The 20179-nt window shown below is 46.3% G+C and carries 22 protein-coding genes; 18 read left to right on the top strand and 4 right to left on the bottom strand.

Translation table 11 applies throughout. The features are described from left to right. The first annotated feature begins 93 nt into the window (after positions 1-93). The 11 genes from grxC to NIES208_RS03550 all read left to right on the top strand — a co-directional run bounded on the left by grxC (position 94) and on the right by NIES208_RS03550 (position 9216). Positions 94-399, top strand: coding sequence for a glutaredoxin 3 (grxC, locus tag NIES208_RS03600; protein ID WP_075889811.1), 306 nt, complete (start codon positions 94-96; stop codon positions 397-399). After that, positions 396-902 (top strand): tRNA adenosine(34) deaminase TadA, encoded by a 507-nt coding sequence (gene tadA, locus NIES208_RS03595; RefSeq protein ID WP_075889809.1) that lies wholly within the window; start codon positions 396-398, stop codon positions 900-902. Before grxC ends, tadA begins: the two co-directional genes overlap by 4 nt. A gap of 48 nt (positions 903-950) precedes the next feature. Beyond that, positions 951-1355 (top strand): phosphomannose isomerase type II C-terminal cupin domain, encoded by a 405-nt coding sequence (locus NIES208_RS03590; protein ID WP_075889807.1) that lies wholly within the window; start codon positions 951-953, stop codon positions 1353-1355. A gap of 24 nt (positions 1356-1379) precedes the next feature. Then, positions 1380-1709: a HesB/IscA family protein gene (locus tag NIES208_RS03585; RefSeq protein WP_075889805.1), complete on the top strand. Its 330-nt coding sequence runs from the start codon at positions 1380-1382 to the stop codon at positions 1707-1709. An 81-nt stretch (positions 1710-1790) separates the two neighbouring features. After that, on the top strand, positions 1791-2165 hold the full coding sequence (gene rpsL, locus NIES208_RS03580) for a 30S ribosomal protein S12 (protein WP_075889803.1): 375 nt from the start codon (positions 1791-1793) through the stop codon (positions 2163-2165). A gap of 281 nt (positions 2166-2446) precedes the next feature. Next, entirely contained in the window at positions 2447-2917 is a 471-nt protein-coding gene (gene rpsG, locus NIES208_RS03575; RefSeq protein WP_075889801.1) for a 30S ribosomal protein S7, read from the top strand. Between the two features lie 235 nt (positions 2918-3152). Then, positions 3153-5234 carry an elongation factor G gene (gene fusA / locus NIES208_RS03570; protein ID WP_075889799.1) on the top strand — a complete coding sequence of 694 codons (2082 nt, stop codon included), beginning with the start codon at positions 3153-3155 and terminating at the stop codon, positions 5232-5234. 22 nt (positions 5235-5256) lie between these two features. Further along, a complete protein-coding gene (tuf, locus tag NIES208_RS03565) occupies positions 5257-6486 on the top strand; it encodes an elongation factor Tu (protein ID WP_075889797.1) in 1230 nt (409 codons plus the stop codon). A gap of 126 nt (positions 6487-6612) precedes the next feature. Beyond that, entirely contained in the window at positions 6613-6930 is a 318-nt protein-coding gene (gene rpsJ, locus NIES208_RS03560) for a 30S ribosomal protein S10 (protein ID WP_002800099.1), read from the top strand. Between the two features lie 137 nt (positions 6931-7067). Next, entirely contained in the window at positions 7068-7706 is a 639-nt protein-coding gene (locus tag NIES208_RS03555; RefSeq protein ID WP_075889795.1) for an LON peptidase substrate-binding domain-containing protein, read from the top strand. Between the two features lie 73 nt (positions 7707-7779). Next, a complete protein-coding gene (locus NIES208_RS03550; RefSeq protein ID WP_084176521.1) occupies positions 7780-9216 on the top strand; it encodes a GTP-binding protein in 1437 nt (478 codons plus the stop codon). Between the two features lie 87 nt (positions 9217-9303). Here the strand turns inward: NIES208_RS03550 and NIES208_RS03545 are convergent, their stop codons facing one another. Continuing rightward, entirely contained in the window at positions 9304-10239 is a 936-nt protein-coding gene (locus NIES208_RS03545) for a serine hydrolase (protein WP_075889791.1), read from the bottom strand. Between the two features lie 65 nt (positions 10240-10304). Here NIES208_RS03545 and NIES208_RS03540 point away from each other — a divergent pair, with 65 nt between their 5' ends. Further along, positions 10305-10883 (top strand): DUF924 family protein, encoded by a 579-nt coding sequence (locus NIES208_RS03540; protein ID WP_075889789.1) that lies wholly within the window; start codon positions 10305-10307, stop codon positions 10881-10883. Between the two features lie 50 nt (positions 10884-10933). Then, positions 10934-11557 (top strand): ribonuclease D, encoded by a 624-nt coding sequence (locus NIES208_RS03535; protein ID WP_075889787.1) that lies wholly within the window; start codon positions 10934-10936, stop codon positions 11555-11557. 35 nt (positions 11558-11592) lie between these two features. On the opposite strand, the gene NIES208_RS03530 is transcribed toward NIES208_RS03535, so the two are convergent. Continuing rightward, a complete protein-coding gene (locus NIES208_RS03530) occupies positions 11593-12141 on the bottom strand; it encodes a phycobiliprotein lyase (protein ID WP_075889785.1) in 549 nt (182 codons plus the stop codon). 79 nt (positions 12142-12220) lie between these two features. Further along, on the bottom strand, positions 12221-12967 hold the full coding sequence (locus NIES208_RS03525; protein ID WP_075889783.1) for a hypothetical protein: 747 nt from the start codon (positions 12965-12967) through the stop codon (positions 12221-12223). A 134-nt stretch (positions 12968-13101) separates the two neighbouring features. On the opposite strand from NIES208_RS03525, the gene NIES208_RS03520 reads away from it, so the two are divergent. Together NIES208_RS03520 and NIES208_RS03515 are read left to right on the top strand one after the other, a co-directional pair. Further along, positions 13102-13488, top strand: a complete 387-nt coding sequence (locus NIES208_RS03520) for a hypothetical protein (protein WP_075889781.1) — start codon at positions 13102-13104, stop codon at positions 13486-13488. A 28-nt stretch (positions 13489-13516) separates the two neighbouring features. Then, entirely contained in the window at positions 13517-13951 is a 435-nt protein-coding gene (locus NIES208_RS03515) for a hypothetical protein (protein ID WP_075889779.1), read from the top strand. On the opposite strand, the gene hisD is transcribed toward NIES208_RS03515, so the two are convergent. Continuing rightward, positions 13948-15255 carry a histidinol dehydrogenase gene (gene hisD, locus NIES208_RS03510; protein WP_075889777.1) on the bottom strand — a complete coding sequence of 436 codons (1308 nt, stop codon included), beginning with the start codon at positions 15253-15255 and terminating at the stop codon, positions 13948-13950. The genes NIES208_RS03515 and hisD overlap by 4 nt on opposite strands. Positions 15256-15500: 245 nt before the next feature. Between hisD and rpsT the strand changes: the two genes are divergently transcribed. From rpsT to rpoB, 3 genes are all read left to right on the top strand, one after another. Continuing rightward, positions 15501-15791, top strand: a complete 291-nt coding sequence (gene rpsT, locus NIES208_RS03505; RefSeq protein ID WP_075889775.1) for a 30S ribosomal protein S20 — start codon at positions 15501-15503, stop codon at positions 15789-15791. 74 nt (positions 15792-15865) lie between these two features. After that, a complete protein-coding gene (locus tag NIES208_RS03500; RefSeq protein WP_075889773.1) occupies positions 15866-16645 on the top strand; it encodes a TatD family hydrolase in 780 nt (259 codons plus the stop codon). A gap of 189 nt (positions 16646-16834) precedes the next feature. Continuing rightward, positions 16835-20146, top strand: a complete 3312-nt coding sequence (gene rpoB, locus NIES208_RS03495; RefSeq protein WP_075889771.1) for a DNA-directed RNA polymerase subunit beta — start codon at positions 16835-16837, stop codon at positions 20144-20146. Positions 20147-20179 lie beyond the last annotated feature (33 nt).

The following is a 20179-nucleotide window of genomic DNA, read 5'->3' as shown; positions in this document are numbered from 1 at the left end:
TAACCTTAAGACAGTTGGCTTTGCCCAGTTTTACCGACTAAATGTGTTTATACATCGCTAAAGTGGAACATAGAAGCGAGGAATTTAGAAAAAATGTTTGATTGGCTCAATCCGTTATTCGGTAAAAGTGCAGAAGGCATCAACGCAAAGGTCGAAATTTATACCTGGCAAACCTGTCCATACTGCATTGCCGCAAAACTTTTATTATTTTTTAAAGGCGTTCATTTCACAGAATACAAAATTGACAGGAACGCCCAGGCCCGCGACAAGATGGCAGACCGCTCTAACGGCAAACGTTCTGTCCCGCAGATTTTTATTAACAATAATCATATTGGTGGCTGCACCGATTTGTTTGAACTGGACAAACAGGGAGAATTATCGACACTTCTAGCCCAATGATTTCCCAAGCAGAATATGACCGCCATCTCTATTGGATGAATAAGGCGATCGCCCTTGCCAAAATTGCCGGAAAATCCGGGGAAATCCCAGTGGGAGCAGTAATCATTGACAACAAAAATCAACCTATCGCCCAAAGCGCCAACCGCAAAGAAAAAAACCACGACCCCACAGCCCACGCAGAAATTTTAGCAATCCGTGCCGCTGCCCAACACCACCAAAATTGGCACTTAAACAACTGCACCCTTTACGTCACCCTTGAGCCCTGCCCCATGTGCGCTGGTGCCATTCTCCATGCTCGCCTAAAAACCGTTGTTTACGGCACAGACGATCCCAAAACAGGAGTTTTACGTAGCGTCGCCAATTTCCCAGATGCAACCTTCTCAAATCACCGCCCCGAAATCATCGGCGGGATCGCCTCATCCGACTGCCGTCAACTTCTCCAGACCTGGTTTATGAAGACTCGACAAAGTTGCAGCAACATACAGCACAAATGGGTAACTTAGAGTTATATCAGACTTCTGTCTCAACACTGCTCTTCTGAGGTTACCAGTATGGTTCAAGCAACAACAGCTCCCACAATCAAGCAAGAAGGCGATCGCCTCACCATCAAAGCCCCCATTTCCGACACCCGCCCGTGGGGAACATTTACCGTACTCGACGAAGGCCCCGGCTACAAAATCAAACGCATTGAAGTTAACCCCGGTCACCGCCTTAGCCTGCAAATGCACCACCACCGCAGTGAACACTGGATTGTCGTCTGCGGCACAGCCCATGTCGAATGTGGCGACAAAACCGAACTTCTAACCCCAAACCAGTCCACCTACGTTCCCGCCTGCACCACCCATCGCCTAGAAAATCCCGGCGTTGTCCCCCTTGTCCTGATCGAAGTCCAAAACGGCGAATACCTTGGTGAAGATGATATTATTCGTTTCCAGGATGACTATTCTCGCAAGTAGTTTAGAGATTTATTAATCCAAAATATGATTCAAATTACACCCACCGCCGCCCAAGAGATCAAACGTATCCAGCGTAGCCGCAATGCCACCAATAGCTACCTACGCCTTGGACTCACCAAAGGTGGGTGTCTCGATTTTATCTATCAATTTTCCCTAGAAAAAACACCCAAAGAAGACGATCAACAATACAACAGCCGCAACATTAAAATCCTCGTGAGTGACTCAGACAAAGAACAACTGCAAAACATCAGCCTCGACTTTTCCGAAGACCTAATGGGTGGCGGCTTCCGCTTCACAAATCCCAACGCCTCAAAGATTTGCAACTGCGGACAATCTTTTCAAGAAGAAACTTGACATAACAGATTCAAACTCAATATGATGGTTATTTGTCAATGCTAATGACCTACGATCATCGCGCACGTAGGGCAAATATTTATGCCAACTATCCAACAACTTATTCGTTCAGAGCGGTATAAGCTTAAAAAGAAAACAAAGTCTCCCGCATTGAAGCAGTGCCCCCAGCGTCGAGGTGTCTGCACACGCGTTTACACAACCACTCCAAAAAAGCCGAACTCCGCACTCCGTAAGGTTGCCCGTGTTCGCCTAACTTCTGGATTTGAAGTAACCGCATATATCCCTGGCATCGGTCACAACCTCCAAGAACACTCTGTTGTTTTAATTCGTGGTGGTCGTGTCAAAGACCTTCCGGGTGTCCGTTACCACATTGTTCGCGGTACCCTCGATGCAACCGGTGTGAAAGATCGCCGCCAAAGCCGTTCTAAGTACGGAGCAAAGCGTCCGAAGGAATAATTTCCGACAGACTAGTTTTTTTGATATTTGATATGTTTTACCAGTTCGTCGGCAAAGAGTTGCACTTGCCTCGGCTGAAATCTATCAATTAATTTATCTATTAGCTTTTATTTTCCGAATTTTGGAAATGGCAAAGTTATTCTAAGTCTTAAAATCAAGCATTCCAAATCTCACGGTATCAGAGGAATGTTTGACCTATAAAAAAGTTGCTGCCCTCAGTTTGCTCAGTAGCAAACAACAACTTTCGTAAAAACTTATTACCTTTGAGTTCCTAAAATCATATGTCTCGTCGTTCAGTCACAAAAAAGCGCGAAGTTCCCCCAGATGCCGTATATAACAACCGACTCCTTAGCATGACCATTCGTCGTGTGATGAGTAGTGGCAAAAAATCCTTGGCAGCACGGATTGTTTACGATGCCCTAGACATCATTAAAGAAAGAACCGGCAGTGACCCCATCGAAGTTTTTGAAGAAGCCATTCGCAATCTCACACCTCTCGTCGAAGTAAAAGCACGTCGTGTTGGTGGTGCAACCTATCAAGTGCCCATGGAAGTTCGCCAAGGACGTGGTACAGCCCTTGCTCTGCGTTGGTTAATTGGCTACGCCCGTCAACGCTCCGGCAAAACCATGGCGATGAAGCTGGCAAATGAGCTGATGGATGCAGCGAATGAGACCGGTGGGGCTATCAAAAAGCGTGAAGACACTCACCGCATGGCAGAAGCAAATAAGGCATTTGCTCATTACCGCTACTAAGTCAATGGTGTCATGAGTTTTTGCTAAGGGGCAGATTGGTTTAGTCACATTTATCGAAAGCAATAGTTTTGATAAGTTAGCCTCAGCCAACTTTCTCTTGGCAAAAATCACGAACTTCAATATAATAGTAAGCCGCCATTGCAAAGAAATATTAAGACAAACAAGTAAATCAACTATTCACTATTGTGATGTTTTTTTACTCTGTCCGAAATTATTTTCGGTTTAGGAAATAAATATGTCTCGTAGCATTGCCCTAGAAAAAATCCGTAATATCGGTATTGCCGCTCATATTGACGCGGGAAAAACGACGACAACTGAAAGAATTTTGTTCTACTCCGGTATTGTTCATAAGCTCGGGGAAGTTCATGATGGCAATGCTGTAACTGATTGGATGGAGCAGGAAAGAGAGCGTGGTATCACGATTACAGCGGCCGCAATTAGCACTAGCTGGCGTGACCACAAAGTAAATATTATTGACACTCCGGGTCACGTTGATTTCACCATTGAAGTTGAGCGCTCAATGCGAGTGCTTGATGGTGTGATTGCTGTTTTTTGTTCTGTTGGTGGTGTTCAGCCTCAATCAGAAACGGTTTGGCGTCAAGCGGATAGGTATCGAGTACCTCGTATTGCATTCGTCAACAAGATGGATCGTACGGGAGCTAATTTTTTTAAGGTCTACGAGCAAATCAAGAATCGCCTTAAGGCAAATGCAGTGCCGATTCAGCTACCGATTGGAGCTGAGGCTGACTTTGAGGGGATTGTTGATCTCGTCAAGATGGAAGCGTCTATTTACAAAGATGATATTGGTCAAGAAATAGAGGTTGTGCCCATCCCGGAATCTTTACAGGAGCAGGCTGAAGAGTATCGGGCTTTATTAATTGAGGCGATCGCCGAATCTAACGAGACACTTCTAGAGAAATATTTAGAGGGTGAAGAGTTTACCGAGGCTGAAATTATGGCCGCCCTCCGCGCAGGGACGATTAACGGCTCAATTATGCCGTTGTTATGTGGTTCTGCCTTCAAAAATAAAGGTGTTCAATTATTACTTGATGCGGTAGTTGATTATTTACCTTCTCCCTTAGAAGTTCCAGCTATTACAGGGGAGCTTCCAGATGGAACAGAAGGCGATCGCCCAGCCAGCGATGAAGAGCCATTTGCCGCACTAGCCTTCAAAATTGCCTCTGATCCCTATGGTCGACTAACCTTTATTCGGGTTTATTCCGGTGTTATCGAGAAAGGTAGCTATATCTATAACTCTACAAAAGATAAAAAAGAGCGTATTTCTCGACTGATTGTTCTCAAGTCCAATGAACGCATCGAAGTAGATGCCCTACGGGCTGGAGACCTAGGCGCAGTAATTGGTATGCGGGATACAACAACAGGAGATACCCTCTGTGACGCAAGCGAACCGATTATCCTCGAATCGCTTTATATTCCAGAGCCAGTGATCTCCGTTGCAGTGGAGCCCAAGACCAAGCAAGACATGGAGAAACTATCAAAAGCTCTCCAGTCACTGTCAGACGAAGACCCGACTTTTCGTGTCAGCGTCGACCCAGAGACCAATCAAACCGTGATTGCAGGGATGGGAGAACTTCACCTCGAAATCCTTGTTGATCGGATGCTTCGCGAATTTAAAGTCGAAGCAGACGTTGGTCAACCTCAAGTTGCTTACCGAGAGACAATTCGCCAACCAGCCAAAGCGGAAGGTAAATTTATCCGCCAAAGCGGTGGGAAAGGTCAATATGGTCACGTCGTCATCAACGTTAAACCCGGTGATGAGGGCACGGGCTTTGAGTTTGAATCAAAAATTGTCGGTGGTACGATTCCGCGAGAATATATTCCTTCTGTCGAACAAGGCATGAAAGAAGCTTGTGAATCTGGTATCATCGCAGGCTACCCTATGATCGATCTCAAAGCCACCTTGCTAGATGGCTCATTTCATGACGTGGACTCTTCAGAAATGGCATTTAAGATTGCAGCCTCTATTGCGATCCGTAATGCTGTTGACCAAGCGTCCCCAGTAGTGTTAGAACCCATTATGCAAGTTGAGGTTGAAGTACCTGAGGATTTCCTTGGGGAGATCATGGGTGACCTCAATGCCCGACGGGGTAACATCCAAGGCATGAATTCCGACGATGGTATCGCCAAAGTATCCGCTAAAGTTCCATTAGCTGAAATGTTTGGTTATGCCACAGATATTCGCTCTAAAACCCAAGGACGTGGTATCTTCTCGATGGAATTTAGCAATTACGATGAAGTGCCTCGCCACGTGGCTGAAGCCATCATCGCCAAAAACAAAGGGAACGCACACTTTTAACGATTAAGGAAAAACAAAACACATGGCACGCGAAAAGTTTGAAAGAAACAAACCCCACGCCAATATTGGTACTGTTGGTCACGTTGACCATGGTAAAACAACACTAACTGCAGCGATCACTATGGCTTTGGCGGCTCAAGGTGGTGCTAAAGCACAAAATTACGAAGATATTGATGCAGCCCCTGAAGAAAAGGCGCGTGGTATCACAATCAACACTGCTCACGTTGAGTATGAAACTGCAGATCGTCACTATGCTCACGTTGACTGCCCTGGTCACGCTGACTATGTCAAGAACATGATTACTGGCGCAGCTCAAATGGACGGCGGTATTCTGGTTGTATCCGCTGCTGACGGTCCTATGCCCCAGACTCGTGAGCACATTCTCCTTGCAAAGCAGGTTGGTGTTCCTAGCTTGGTTGTTTTCCTTAACAAAGAAGACCAAGTAGATGATGAAGAGCTTCTCGAGCTTGTTGAGCTTGAAGTTCGCGAACTTCTTGATGAATATGATTTTCCTGGCGACGATATTCCTATTACTACTGGTTCTGCCCTCAAGGCTGTTGAAGCCCTTGTTGCTAATCCAGCTATTAAAGAAGGGGAAGATCCTTGGGTTGACAAGATTCTTGCTCTCATGAAGAGTGTCGATGAATATATGCCTCTTCCTGAGCGTGATGTTGATAAGCCTTTCTTGATGGCTGTAGAGGACGTTTTCTCGATCACTGGTCGTGGTACTGTGGCCACTGGTCGTATTGAGCGTGGAACAGTCAAGGTTGGTGAAACCATTGAAATTGTTGGTATTAAAGACACTCGCAGCACTACCGTAACGGGTGTTGAGATGTTCCAGAAGAGTCTCGATCAGGGTATGGCTGGTGACAACGTTGGTGTACTTCTTCGTGGTATCCAGAAGGAAGATATTGAGCGTGGCATGGTTCTTTCTAAGCCCGGCTCTATCACTCCTCACACAAACTTTGAAGCTGAAGTTTATGTACTCACTAAGGAAGAAGGTGGTCGTCACACTCCTTTCTTCCCTAACTATCGTCCTCAGTTTTATGTCCGTACAACTGATGTAACTGGTATCATCACTGACTTCACTGCTGATGATGGTTCTGCGGCTGAAATGGTGATGCCCGGCGATCGCATCAAGATGACGGTTGAACTCATTAACCCTGTTGCGATTGAGCAAGGCATGCGTTTTGCGATTCGTGAAGGCGGTCGTACTATTGGTGCTGGAACTGTTTCCAAGATCATTAAATAGTAACGTTAGCTAACCCTGGGAGTAGGTATAGGCTTATCAACCTACTCCTTAATTTCTTTTATATAAGCCCGGGGGATTGCTTTTTACGAGAGCGCCCCAAAATTTGTACTTTGAAAAATCAAAAAAATGGCTACTTTACAACAGCAGAAAATTCGGATCCGTTTGAAAGCATTTGATCGCCGCTTACTAGATACCTCCTGTGAAAAGATTGTTGATACTGCTAATCGCACTAACGCTACAGCGATTGGTCCTATTCCCCTCCCCACAAAGCGTAAGATTTATTGTGTGCTCCGTTCTCCCCACGTAGACAAGGATTCTCGTGAGCATTTTGAGACTCGTACTCACCGCCGCATTATTGATATTTATCAGCCTTCTTCTAAGACGATTGATGCTTTGATGAAGCTTGATCTACCTGCTGGTGTTGATATTGAGGTCAAACTCTAGATAGTTTGATTTTCTCAGTTTTAGTGAGGTGATTGTAAACTCCCGAATTAGTTTAAAACTAACGGGGGTTTTGTTGGTTTCGCTTAAGTTTTGCATATCCGTTAGAGTATATATAGATTCTGATTCTGTTTCCACTAATGACTCCATCATCCGTCGCTGTTCGAGAATTACCTCTATTTCCCCTACCGGAAGTGGTTTTATTTCCTTCTCGACCTTTGCCACTTCATGTGTTCGAGTTTCGCTATCGCATTATGATGAACACGATTCTTGAGCATGATCGCCGCTTTGGTGTGTTGATGGTGGATCCGGTTGATGGCAGCATCGCTAATGTCGGCTGTTGTGCGGAAATTGTTCATTGTGAGAAGTTGCCGGATGGCAGGATGAAAATGCTCACGATTGGTCAACAGCGTTTTCGGGTTTTGGATTATGTGCGTGAAAAGCCTTACCGGGTAGGTTTGGTGGAATGGATTGAGGATGATCCGATGAGTGGTAATTTATCGACCCTCGCGGTGGATGCTAAGCAGATTTTAATGGATGTCGTGAGTCTGTCGGCAAAGCTAGCAGATCAGCCTCTAGAGTTGCCTGATGAATTACCTGATTTGCCACGGGAGCTTTCTTATTGGATTGCGGGGAGTTTGTATGGTGTCGCTGAGGAGCAGCAGGCTTTGCTAGAGCTCCAGAATACTCAGGAGCGTTTACGCCGAGAGGTGGATATTTTAACTTCAACGCGTAATCACTTGGCGGCACGCACAGCTCTTAAGGATGTTTTTAAATAAATAGGAATGGGTTGATTCGTCGTTCTTTTATGTTTTATCAAATCACTCACTCGGATTGGAGTCAGGGCTAGTGATGGATTCGGAAAATGTAGAAGGGTCTATGGCTTGGTCTGCTGAGGATTTGGATGCGGCGATCGCCGATTTTACGGAAATCCAAGCGGATATCAACTATCACGATGCCCAAGAAACTCTCAAACACCTTCTTCAGAATCTCGATCTAACGGAGCGGGAACAGTATGGGCTACAGCACGAAATCCAGCAATTGGGCTTGATGTTTAATAAGCTGGAACATTCTGTGTTGCAAATTGCGGCTTTTGGTTTGGTTGGGCGGGGTAAATCATCGGTTTTAAATGCATTGCTGGGGGAGTCTGTTTTTCGGACTGGGGCATTGCATGGTGTCACAACGGATATTGAGCAGGCGGTTTGGCAAACAAGGGAAGAAATTGTCGGGGATAGTCATGTTCAGCGGGCTTCCACGGGCGATCGCCACCATAGTCATTTAGAGTTGGTAGATACGCCGGGCATTGATGAAGTGAATGGGGAAACCCGTGAGCAGTTGGCAAAAATGGTAGCTCAGCAAATGGATCTGATTCTGTTTGTGATTGCGGGGGATATGAGTCGCGTAGAATTTGAGGCTCTATCCCAGCTGCGGGAAGTGGGTAAGCCGATGCTTCTTGTGTTTAACAAAGTTGACCAATATCCTGAGGCGGATCGCGAGCTTATTTATGAAACTATCTGCGATCGCCGGGTGAAGGAAATTTTGTCACCGGATGAGATTGTTATGGTGGCAGCTTCTCCTTTGGTAGCTAAGGTTTCGGTGGATGAATCAGGCAAGCGTAGCGTTGTGCGTGAGCGAGGCAAACCCAATGTTGTTGATTTAAAGCTTAAAATTTTGGAGATTTTAGAGCGGGAGGGGAAAGCTTTATTAGCGCTCAATTCAATGCTCTACGTGAATGTGACTAATAAAAAATTGCGACAACGCAAGCAGCTACTACGGGAAACGGCCGGCGATCGCCTGATTGAAAAAGCCATGGTCACTAAAGCGGCAGCGGTAGCGTTAAATCCTGTCACGGTCGTGGATGTTTTTAGTGGGGCAATTGTTGATGTCGCGTTAATTATTCGACTGTCCCAGCTCTATGGTTTAAATCTTGGCCACACTGAGGCGATCGCCCTACTGCAGAAAATTGCGCTCAGTATGGGAGGGATGACCGCTGGTGAATTTATCGCGAACTTGGGTTTAAGCTCCCTCAAGGGAATGCTGGGGTTTTCTGTGCCCGCAACAGGAGGCTTGGCTCTCGCACCTTATGTTTCAGTGGCGGTAACCCAAGGGGCGATCGCCGGACTGTCAACCAAAATTATTGGCGAAGCAACAAAAACCTATCTGACCACAGGGGGATCGTGGGGAAACAACGATCCCAAATTAATTGTCAGAAAAATAATCGATTCGCTGGATCGAGATTCGATTTTGTATCGCCTCAAGCATGATTTAACTGCTAAATTACGGTCTTGAAAAATAGCGTAAAACCAGATCTTCAACTTCTTCTACTGCGTTGCGATAAAAATTAATGTCTAGCCACAGAAGTTGAAGATCTCAGGACTAAGCAATAGCTCGCAAAATTTCTTGGGAAATAGTAGGTAAAATATCGCGATTTTTAGCATGCTCTTCCCCTTCGGTAAAGACAATCAAAAGATACGGAGATTTGTTTGGTACTTCAATATAAGCAGCATCATGGCGCACACGACTCGTCCAACCCGCCTTGGACCAGAGTTGACTGCCTTCCGGTAATGCTTCACCTAAAAATCCGGTTACTTGATTTTCGTCTTCATCAATAGCGGCAAGACTTTGAGGATTAATGCTGCGGCTCAACAAATTGACCATCGCCTGACAACGTTCACTAGAAACCGCAACGCCACCCATGACTGCATGGAATAGCCGGGCGATCGCCTTAGTGGTGAGCATATTGCGATTTTCGTAGTTTGCCCCCAGAAATTGCCGTTCCCGCCCGTAGGGGCCATCTCCCCAAGGTTTTTGATTAATATTCGTCGGCGCAAGTTCTTCCCAACCCAGATTTTGGTAAAAGCGATTAACAATATTCCGTTGGTAGCTCCAAGTTTTAAAAGGTTCCGGCGGCAATTCAGGGCCACTACTTGTACCGCTGAGGGTATCAACAATGTAGCTTGTGGCATCATTACTCGACTCAACAATCATGTCGTGGATTGCCCGCTGCAACTCCGCCGAATCCTGAACCATATTGCCTTCAAGCCATTCGTGGATCGCGACCAAATAAAATAGTTTAATGACGCTGGCGGGGTAAATTCGTTCATCGCCACGATAGCTAAAACCCCGCACTGGATGTTGCCAAAACGCTTCTGGGGACAAGGCTCCACCGGTATTCACAATCACAGGCTCATCGTAGACAATCCAAGTGAGGGCAAGCTGATCAGTTCTGAGGCTCGGAAATTTCTGCCAAGTATTTTGCAAAATTTGCTTTCCCAACTGCTCGAGGCGATCGCTACTTTGATAGAAGGCCAAAACTAAACTCCTAGGATTGTGAATGATAGAATTTTGGCATATTTTTACAGGTTGGAAGAGTCAGCGTGACAGAAGCTTGGCAAATCGTTAACGATTTTTGGTTTGGGAAATCAGATAGTGAAATTTACGGCACTTCCCGTAAAGAATGGTTCATCAAAAATCCGGCATTTGACGACCAAGTTCGTGAGACTCTGGATGTTTTTTATCAACAAGCAAAAAGCGGCACGTTAGATGATTGGCGAAAATTCCCCCTTGGTTGCGTGGCGTTAATGGTGTTGTTGGATCAAGTGCCCCGTAATTTATTTCGGGGCAGCCCCCAAGCCTTTGCCACCGACGAAAAAGCGTTAGAAATTGCAAAGCAGGCGATCGCCGCAAATTTCGACAAAGAACTATTAGTAGTACAGCGATTATTTTTGTATTTGCCCTTTGAACATAGCGAAAATATAGAAGAGCAACGGCGATCGCTGGAGTTGTTTGCGCAGCTTAAAGACAATCCGATCAGCGAAAGTTATATTGACTACGCCCAAAAACATTTTGATGTGATTGAGCAATTTGGCAGATTTCCCCACCGCAACAAAATTTTGGAGCGCGAAAGTACCGCCGCCGAATTAGAATTTCTGAGTCAACCCGGTTCTTCCTTCTGATCAAAGAGAATTTTTCCGGCATAATAACGTAGCAATCTTTTGGGCAAATAATGGACAAGTTTGAACTTTGCGAGCAAGATATCAGCGCAGAACTCCTCGAACGCTATCTCAAATCTGAGGCGATCGCCGTCGATACCGAAACCATGGGACTAAATCCCCACCGCGATCGCCTTTGTTTAGTTCAACTTTGTGATGACGACGATTACGTTAGTGCCATTCGCATTAGCCGTGGACAAACAGCAGCCCCCAATCTAAAAACCTTGATGGAAGCAGAAAATATTACTAAAGTTTTTCATTTCGGTCGCTTTGACATTGCCCAGCTTGACCATGCCCTCGACATTAAAACCAATCCTTTTTTCTGCACAAAAATTGCCAGCAAATTAGCCCGTACCTATACCTCTAGCCACGGCTTGAAGTCCCTCGTTAAGGAATTAATGGGCATCGAGCTAGACAAATCTGCCCAAAGCTCTGACTGGGGTAATGTCGCAGCCCTCAGTGCCGAACAGCTTAGCTATGCATCAAATGACGTGCGCTACTTGATCCCGATGATGCATAAGCTCACCGCCATGCTCAAACGCGAAGAACGCTGGTATCTCATGGAAGAATGTCTCCAATGTTTACCAACGTTCGTTAAGCTCGATCTTGCTTTTTATGGCAATGTCTTTGAGCACTGATTTTTGTTTTAATAAATTATTATTAAGCGGCGAAATTAATTTGCTGCTTCCACCGCTTCTTCCGTGGACTTTGGTGGCTCAATGATGCGACGAATTTCAGAATAAAAGCTCGTCTGCAACACACCGACTTGACTGGTGATGATATTAGTACGCATTCTGAGATTTTCACTTCCAAACCATTGCCGTTCAACGATTTCTTTATCGCCTTCTTGCAGCGTAATAATCAAAATTCCGTCATCTCCGAGCACACAGGAACCACTCGATAAAGACTGACTTAAGGCAAAAGCTTTTGCTTCTTGGGGTTTCTCAGGATCAAGAATAAAAGCCATTAAAGAATTTCCCTGAACCTTCGGTTTTGTCCAGTCAACGGATGTATCCCAACTGCTCTGGAGCACAAGCCAATTTTCGTCGGGCTGTTCACCAATAGCTGTGGCAATACGCTGCACTTCTGGATGACCATTGTCCAATAATGTAAAGGACAGATTTGCTTTGCCATTATCAGGGTCAGGGTTATTCGCTTGGTAGAAAGTGCGTTGGGCAAACCAGTCACCCGCGCTCTGATGGACAAATGCCTTGATATCCATAGGTTAATTTCGTCTTTATCACCGGAAAATCTTAGATTCGTACCATCATAGCGGAGAGGGTTATGCCTTACAAACTGTCTTAATCCCAGATGAGATCGTCGTTGCGGGCAGTTTGGGAACTACGGTAATCGTAGGGTTGCAGGGCGAGGCGATCGCTCAAAATAATGTCAAGATCGCGGTCAGGATCAATGGCAATCACTTCGGCTTCTTCGCTACCTAAAGCCCAGCCACCGAGGGCTCCGAGACCACCGCCGAGAAGAATTGTGCTCAAGTCAATTTTGCGATCGCCGGTAACACCACCGAGAATTACCGCAGCACCAGCACCAATCAATGCGCCTTCAAGAATATCTGTGCCATCAGCGCCTTCTTTGACGACCTCTGTGCGAGTAATAACACGAGATTCACCGTAAATTGTTTGGGTATCATTGTCCGAAAAAACGATATTGCGGGCGACAAATTGCGAACCGCCACTATCGACAGGCTCAATGCGCCCTTCGATTTCTGTGCCGTAGGGAATTAAAACCTGTCCGTAGCGATCCTTCAGATTCGCCGCGACTTCCACGGTTAAATCCATCGTTTCGTCGGGAGCGACAAAGATTTTCTCAGCCTCAGGAACCATGACGGGAATTTCAGCGCCAGCAGCGATATTCACCGTGCGATTGCGATTTTGATTGGCATTCTGGCTAGAACTGGAACGCTGATTTTTAAACAGTTGTGCCTGGGCGGCATTCATTGAAATAAAGGGGGCGATCGCCGAACTGACAAATAATGTCCCCAAAAGGGCGATCGCTCCGGATTTACGAGAGTGAGAAGCGGAGAAAGACATAACAAATGTAGTCCTCATGTTGTGTCTGTTGTGCTCTTTGAGACGCGCCATCCGGTAAATTGTTTCCCCCTCGACAGAATGTAGCTCGTTATAATCTTAAGCATTACTCATAGTGAGCATGACAGCATAGCCGGATGTTTGGACAGTTTCAGCACAGCAATATTCGTTTTGAAGTCAAAGCTTCCAGCAAAACGATTCAAAAAAGTTTGACTCAGCCTGAGCAGCTAAAAAAATGGCTGTGGATGCAGCGTTTCGAAAATTTACCGGAACAACTGACCCCTCAATCAGAATTCACAACTTATATCGGTGCAGTTCCCGTAAAACATCGCGTCGACGAGATCAACGAGCATGGTGTGCGCTTCATCTTGAGTAAAGGAATCGATGGCTTTCATGAATGGTCATGGGATGACGGCTGGCTCCAGTCCCGCCTCGAAGGTGTTTCTCTGCTACCTTTAAATCTTGGTCAGACTGTGGCATTACTAAGTCTGCGCCATTTTGTTGAATCACAGGAATCGGAGTAATCCTAGATAGAGCTAGGACAAAATCATTATGGAACGGGGTTTACTTTGGCTACCTTTGCTGGCAACTTTTATTGGTCTGGCTTGGGCAGGCTCGGCTGAATACAAAAAACTAGAAGCCTACAAAGTTTGGGCTGATAATTTTGATCAAGCCAAATACGATTTATATTCTGTTATCGGTTATCGCAATGGTCAGATCACTTGGGGCAAAGCCACCCGCAAAGGCATTATTAATCTCCAAACTGTGGCGATCGCCGACCTATCCGATGTCAGCCTAGACATTGACGGCCAAACCTTTGCCGATATCGATCCTGAAAACTTAGACAATTTACCAAGCAAAGGCAAAGCCGCCCTTAGCCTTAATTACAAAACCGACAAAGACAGCACTAAAATTCCCTTTACCCAAACTGACCTTGCCGCAAAATGGGTAAATTATCTCCAAAAATTTGTAGCCCTTGGCATTTAGCTTTTCGGCTTTTTATCAATACGAATCCTGACTGATTCAGCGTGGGAAGCCAAACCCTCAGCTTTTGCTAACGATTGAATTGCGTCGCCAACATTTCTTAGTGCCTTTTCCGAATACTGAATGATACTAGAGTGCTTCATGAAGGTCTCCACCCCAAGAGCAGACGCGTAACGAGCAGCACCAGCCGTCGGTAATGTGTGGTTTGGCCCAGCCAAATAATCTCCCACCGCTTCAGGCGTAGAGTGACCAAGGAAAATCGCCCCCGCGTGGCGAATCTGAGGCAACAAGTCCCAAGGATCATCAATCTCTAGCTCGAGGTGCTCCGGCGCAAAAAGATTCGATAATTCGGCCGCATCTTTCAGAGAATCAACAATCACCACAACGCCATAGTGGGCGATCGCCTTTTCCGTCAGCTCTTGACGGGGATGCCCCTGGAGTTGCTTTAAAACTTGGGATTGGACAGCTTCGCCAAAAGTCTTACTCGGCGTTAACAAAATCGCGGCAGCAAGGGGATCGTGCTCCGCTTGGGCTAATAAATCAGCCGCTACATGGGCTGGGTCAGCACTCTCATCTGCAATCACCAAAACTTCAGAAGGTCCAGCCAAAGAGTCAATACCCACTCGACCATAAACCATTTTCTTGGCGAGGGTCACATAAATATTCCCTGGCCCAGTGATTACATCTACCGCCGGAATTGTTTCGGTTCCGTAGGCTAGCGCGGCGATCGCCTGAGCACCACCAACTCGATATATCTCTTCAATACCCGCTTCCTGAGCCGCCACCAAAACCGCCGGATTAATCTTCTGAGCATCCCCAGTGGGAGTCACCATCACAATGCGAGGGACACCAGCCACCTTTGCAGGAATCGCATTCATCAAAACAGTACTAGGATAAGACGCTCGTCCCCCCGGCACATACAAGCCCGCTCGATCCACAGGCGTATAACGTTTCCCCAATACAACATCATACTCACCAAATTGCACCCAAGATTTCGGCACACGCTGACGGTGAAACGCCTCAATTTGCTTACTCGCTAACCGAATTGCCTGCAGCAGAGATTGATCGATCTGCTGGTACGCCGCATCCAGCTCTGCCGCAGAAACACGCAACTGTGCTGCCGTGATCTCTTGGCGGTCAAATTTTTTTGTAAAGGCTAATACAGCCTGATCCCCCGACTCCTTTACCGCACTGACAATCTCCTTGACTGCCGCCTCCTGCTCCAATGCCACATCATGGGATGTGCGGTTAGCTATCCGTAATAATTCGTCTTTCGCTTCAGATTGCTGATAAAGGATACGCAGCATAGAAAAATAATATTTGTCGAATGGGTATTTTTTCAGATCTGCCCTTATTCTACTGAATTTAATTCCCCGTTGGTATGGCTCAGGGTGTTTGCTTTTCCCTTTTATGCTAAAATCACACTCCGGAATATCTATCCTAAATTTTTTATTTCTTTGGCGATCGCCCCACATTGTAGACCGTTATTTGCTACAATAATCTCTTTGATCGTCCATATCTACCTGTTCACCTAAAAATAATTCAGACAACCGTGGCTAATATTAAGTCTGCTCTTAAACGAATTCAGATTGCTGAGCGCAATCGCCTACGCAATAAATCCTACAAATCCGCTGTCAAAACCCTCACCAAGAAGTCATTTCAAGCAATTGAGGCTTGTGCCGCTGAGACTTCCGATGCCACCAAAGCAGAAGCTCAGAAATGTATTTCTGAAACCTACAGCAAAATTGACAAAGCTGTAAAAAGAGGCGTGTATCACCGCAATACAGGCGCTCGCAAAAAAGCTCGTTTAGCAAAGGAATTTAAGCAAGCCGTCACCGCATAATCTGTCGCTTCAGAGTTCCAGTTTCGTTGCCTCCGGCATCCATTCGATAATTTTGAGGAGCTATTTGGCATTAGATGCAACTTGTTGATACTCATGTTCACATTAACTTCGACGTTTTTCAAAACGACATTGAGTCAGTCGCTCAACGGTGGCGTGCAGCCAATGTAGCCCATCTTGTTCACTCCTGTGTCGAGCCATCTGAGTTTCCAGTTATTCGCAGCTTGGCAGATCGTTTTCCCGAATTAAAATTTTCTGTTGGGCTTCATCCCCTAGATGCAGATAAATGGACTGGGACAATGGCAACTGAAATTCATGATTATGCTACCAGTGATCAAAGAGTCGTTGCCATTGGTGAATTAGGTCTTGACTTTTTTAAAGCAGACAACCAAGCCCATCAAGTTCATGTCCTCGAGTCTCAACTATCAATTGCCTCCGATTTGGACTTGCCCATCATTGTTCACTGTCGTGATGCAGCCTCCGAATTTAAGCAAGTGATCGAAAGATTTCTTGCAAAAGGCCGAAAGTTGCGTGGCGTTATGCACTGCTGGACGGGCACACCGGCAGAGACTCAATGGTTTTTAGACCTTGGGTTTTATGTCAGTTTTAGCGGTGTCGTAACCTTTAAAAAAGCTGATCAAGTCAAACAGTCGGCTCTACTTGTACCTGACGAACGGTTGCTTATCGAAACGGACTGTCCCTTTCTAGCTCCTGTGCCCAAGCGCGGGAAGCGTAATGAGCCAGCTTTTGTCCACTATGTTGCAACTTATCTTGCAGAACTTAGAGGTACAGAAATGGCCACTCTTGCCGAACAAACCAGCCTAAATGCAAGTAAACTTTTTGGATTTACTTTGTGACGCAAGCTTCTAATGACGTTCTCTGGGATATCCCTAACAGAGAATGTTTTTTGACGTTTTACTGATTTAAGGCACATTTTATGACCCTATTCTGACGCTGATCCCTCATGCAGGCGCGATCGCCTAGCTAGCAGCCAATTTTTGCCTTGCGCCCTTGTTGCCCAGTTATCCTGACCACAGACAACTCCTATGACTCATATCACCCAAAGCCTGCTTCCTGATCTAATTGATATTCAACGGTCAAGTTTTCGCTGGTTCCTTGAAAAAGGGTTAATTGAAGAATTGAATAGTTTCTCGCCCATCACAGACTACACGGGTAAGTTGGAACTGCATTTCATTGGAGAAAAATATCGCCTCAAAGAGCCTAAGTATAGTATGACTGAGGCCAAAAGTCGGGATAGCACCTACGGCGTGCAGATGTATGTTCCCACACGTCTAATTAACAAAGAGACCGGCGAGATTAAAGAGCAAGAAGTCTTTATTGGTGACTTACCTTTAATGACGGACCGCGGTACATTCATTATTAATGGCGCAGAGCGAGTAATCGTAAACCAAATTGTGCGATCGCCGGGTGTCTACTACAAGTCTGAAGTAGATAAGCATGGTCGTCGCACCTACTCCGCGTCTTTGATTCCGAACCGTGGCGCGTGGTTGAAATTTGAGACAGACAAGAACAGTATTGTTTGGGTTCGTATCGATAAAACGCGTAAGCTTTCCGCGCAAGTATTGTTGAAAGCAATGGGCTTGTCTGACAGTGAGATCCTTGATTCTCTCCGTCATGCGGACTTCTATCAAAAGACCCTCGATAAGGAAGGCAATCCCAGTGAAGAAGACGCACTCCTCGAACTCTATCGGAAGTTACGTCCGGGTGAACCTCCCACTGTGAGTGGTGGTCAGCAACTCTTAGAATCACGCTTCTTTGATAACAAACGCTATGACCTCGGTAAAGTTGGTCGTTACAAGATCAACAAAAAACTACGTCTAAATATTGCAGACACAGTTCGCGTCCTAACCCCCACCGATATTTTGTCGGCGATCGACTATCTCATTAACCTTGAATTTGATACTGGCAACATCGACGATATTGACCACTTGGGTAATCGCCGCGTCCGTTCCGTGGGCGAACTACTCCAAAACCAAGTTCGGGTTGGTTTAAACCGTCTCGAAAGAATTATTCGTGAGCGCATGACAGTTAGTGAGTCAGACTCATTAACCCCCGCTTCCTTGGTAAACCCCAAGCCTTTAGTTGCTGCGATAAAAGAATTTTTTGGCTCTTCGCAGCTATCTCAATTCATGGATCAAACAAATCCGTTAGCCGAACTGACCCACAAGCGTCGTTTGTCAGCCCTCGGTCCTGGTGGTTTAACCCGTGAACGAGCAGGCTTTGCTGTCCGTGATATTCACCCGACTCAGTATGGTCGTATTTGTCCTGTCGAAACTCCTGAAGGACCGAATGCCGGTTTGATTGGTTCGCTAGCGACTTATGCCAGAGTGAATGAGTATGGTTTCATTGAGACACCTTACTATCGCGTTGAAAATGGCAAAATCCAGTTTGATCAAGGTTCTGTTTACCTAACAGCTGGCGAAGAAGACGATATGCGCGTTGCACCGGGTGATGTCCCCCGTGATGAAGAAGGAAATATCCTTGGGGAGACAGTACCTGTACGTTATCGCCGAGAATTCTCTACCACGACCCCAGAACAGGTAGACTACGTCGCAGTTTCACCACTTCAGATTGTTTCTGTTGCAACCTCACTCATTCCTTTCCTTGAGCATGACGATGCAAACCGTGCTCTTATGGGTTCAAACATGCAACGTCAAGCTGTACCTCTTTTGCGTCCAGAGCGTCCCCTTGTTGGTACAGGCCTAGAGGCACAAGCAGCCCGTGACTCTGGTATGGTGATTGTCTCCCGCGGAGACGGCGTAGTCACCTTTGTCGATGCAACAGTGATTCGCGTCAAACCGACAGGCGAAGGGCAAGATAATGCGCGTGAAATTGTTTATCAATTGCAAAAGTATCAACGCTCTAACCAAGACACTTGCCTAAATCAACGTCCTCTCGTTGACATCGGGGAAGATGTTGTGGCGGGTCAAGTATTGGCAGATGGTTCTGCCACAGAGGGCGGTGAAATTGCCCTTGGTCAAAATGTGACGATCGCCTACATGCCATGGGAAGGCTACAACTACGAGGATGCAATTCTCATTAGTGAACGTCTGGTATACGACGATGTTTACACCAGCATTCACATTGAAAAGTTTGAAATCGAAGCACGTCAAACGAAGCTTGGCCCTGAGGAAATTACCCGCGAAATTCCGAATGTTGGTGAAGATTCATTGCGTAATCTTGATGAGCAGGGCATTATTCGTATCGGCGCATGGGTCGAATCGGGTGACATTCTTGTTGGTAAGGTAACGCCAAAAGGTGAGTCGGATCAGCCTCCGGAAGAAAAGTTACTCCGTGCAATTTTTGGGGAAAAAGCCCGTGATGTTCGTGACAACTCCCTAAAAGTCCCTAACGGTGAAAAAGGCCGTGTTGTTGATGTACGTGTCTTCACCCGTGAGCAAGGTGATGAGTTACCGCCGGGCGCAAACATGGTTGTCCGTGTTTATGTGGCTCAAAAACGCAAGATTCAAGTCGGCGATAAGATGGCAGGTCGTCACGGTAATAAGGGCATTATTTCTCGAATTTTACCGATTGAAGATATGCCCTATTTGCCCGATGGTAGCCCGATTGACATTGTCCTTAATCCTCTTGGTGTACCTTCTCGTATGAATGTGGGTCAGGTGTTTGAGTGTCTGCTAGGCTGGGCGGGTGAGCACCTCAATGCTCGCTTTAAGATGATGCCATTCGACGAGATGCATGGTGCTGAAGCCTCCCGTGAAACGGTTCATGGCAAGATTCGTGAGGCTTCGAAAAAGCCTAACCGCGACTGGATTTTTAATGAGGATGATCCCGGAAAAATCCAGGTTTATGATGGTAGAACTGGTGAGCCTTTTGACCGTGCGGTAACCGTTGGGAAAGCTTATATGCTGAAGCTAGTGCACCTAGTGGACGATAAGATCCACGCTCGTTCTACAGGTCCTTATTCTCTTGTCACGCAGCAGCCTCTGGGTGGTAAAGCTCAACAGGGTGGTCAGCGTTTCGGTGAAATGGAAGTGTGGGCATTAGAAGCTTATGGTGCTGCCTATACTCTCCAGGAGCTCTTAACTGTGAAATCGGACGATATGCAAGGCCGCAATGAGGCGCTGAATGCGATTGTCAAGGGTAAACCGATTCCACGGCCGGGTACGCCTGAGTCCTTTAAGGTCTTGATGCGTGAGCTGCAATCTTTAGGTCTTGATATTGCTGTTCATAAGGTGGAGGCCGCGGAGGATGGAACGAGTCGGGATGTCGAGGTTGATTTGATGATGGACAATCAACGTCGTGCGCCTAATCGCCCTACCTATGAATCTATTTCTAATGAAGAGCAATCAGGGGCTCCGGTAGAGGCATCTGAATAACGTCGTCGGTAAAGTAAGGGGTGGCGATCGCCC

Origin of the sequence: [Limnothrix rosea] IAM M-220, from assembly GCF_001904615.1 — a bacterium.
GTDB lineage: Bacteria > Cyanobacteriota > Cyanobacteriia > Cyanobacteriales > MRBY01 > MRBY01.
This window is presented reverse-complemented; position numbering and strand designations above follow the sequence as displayed.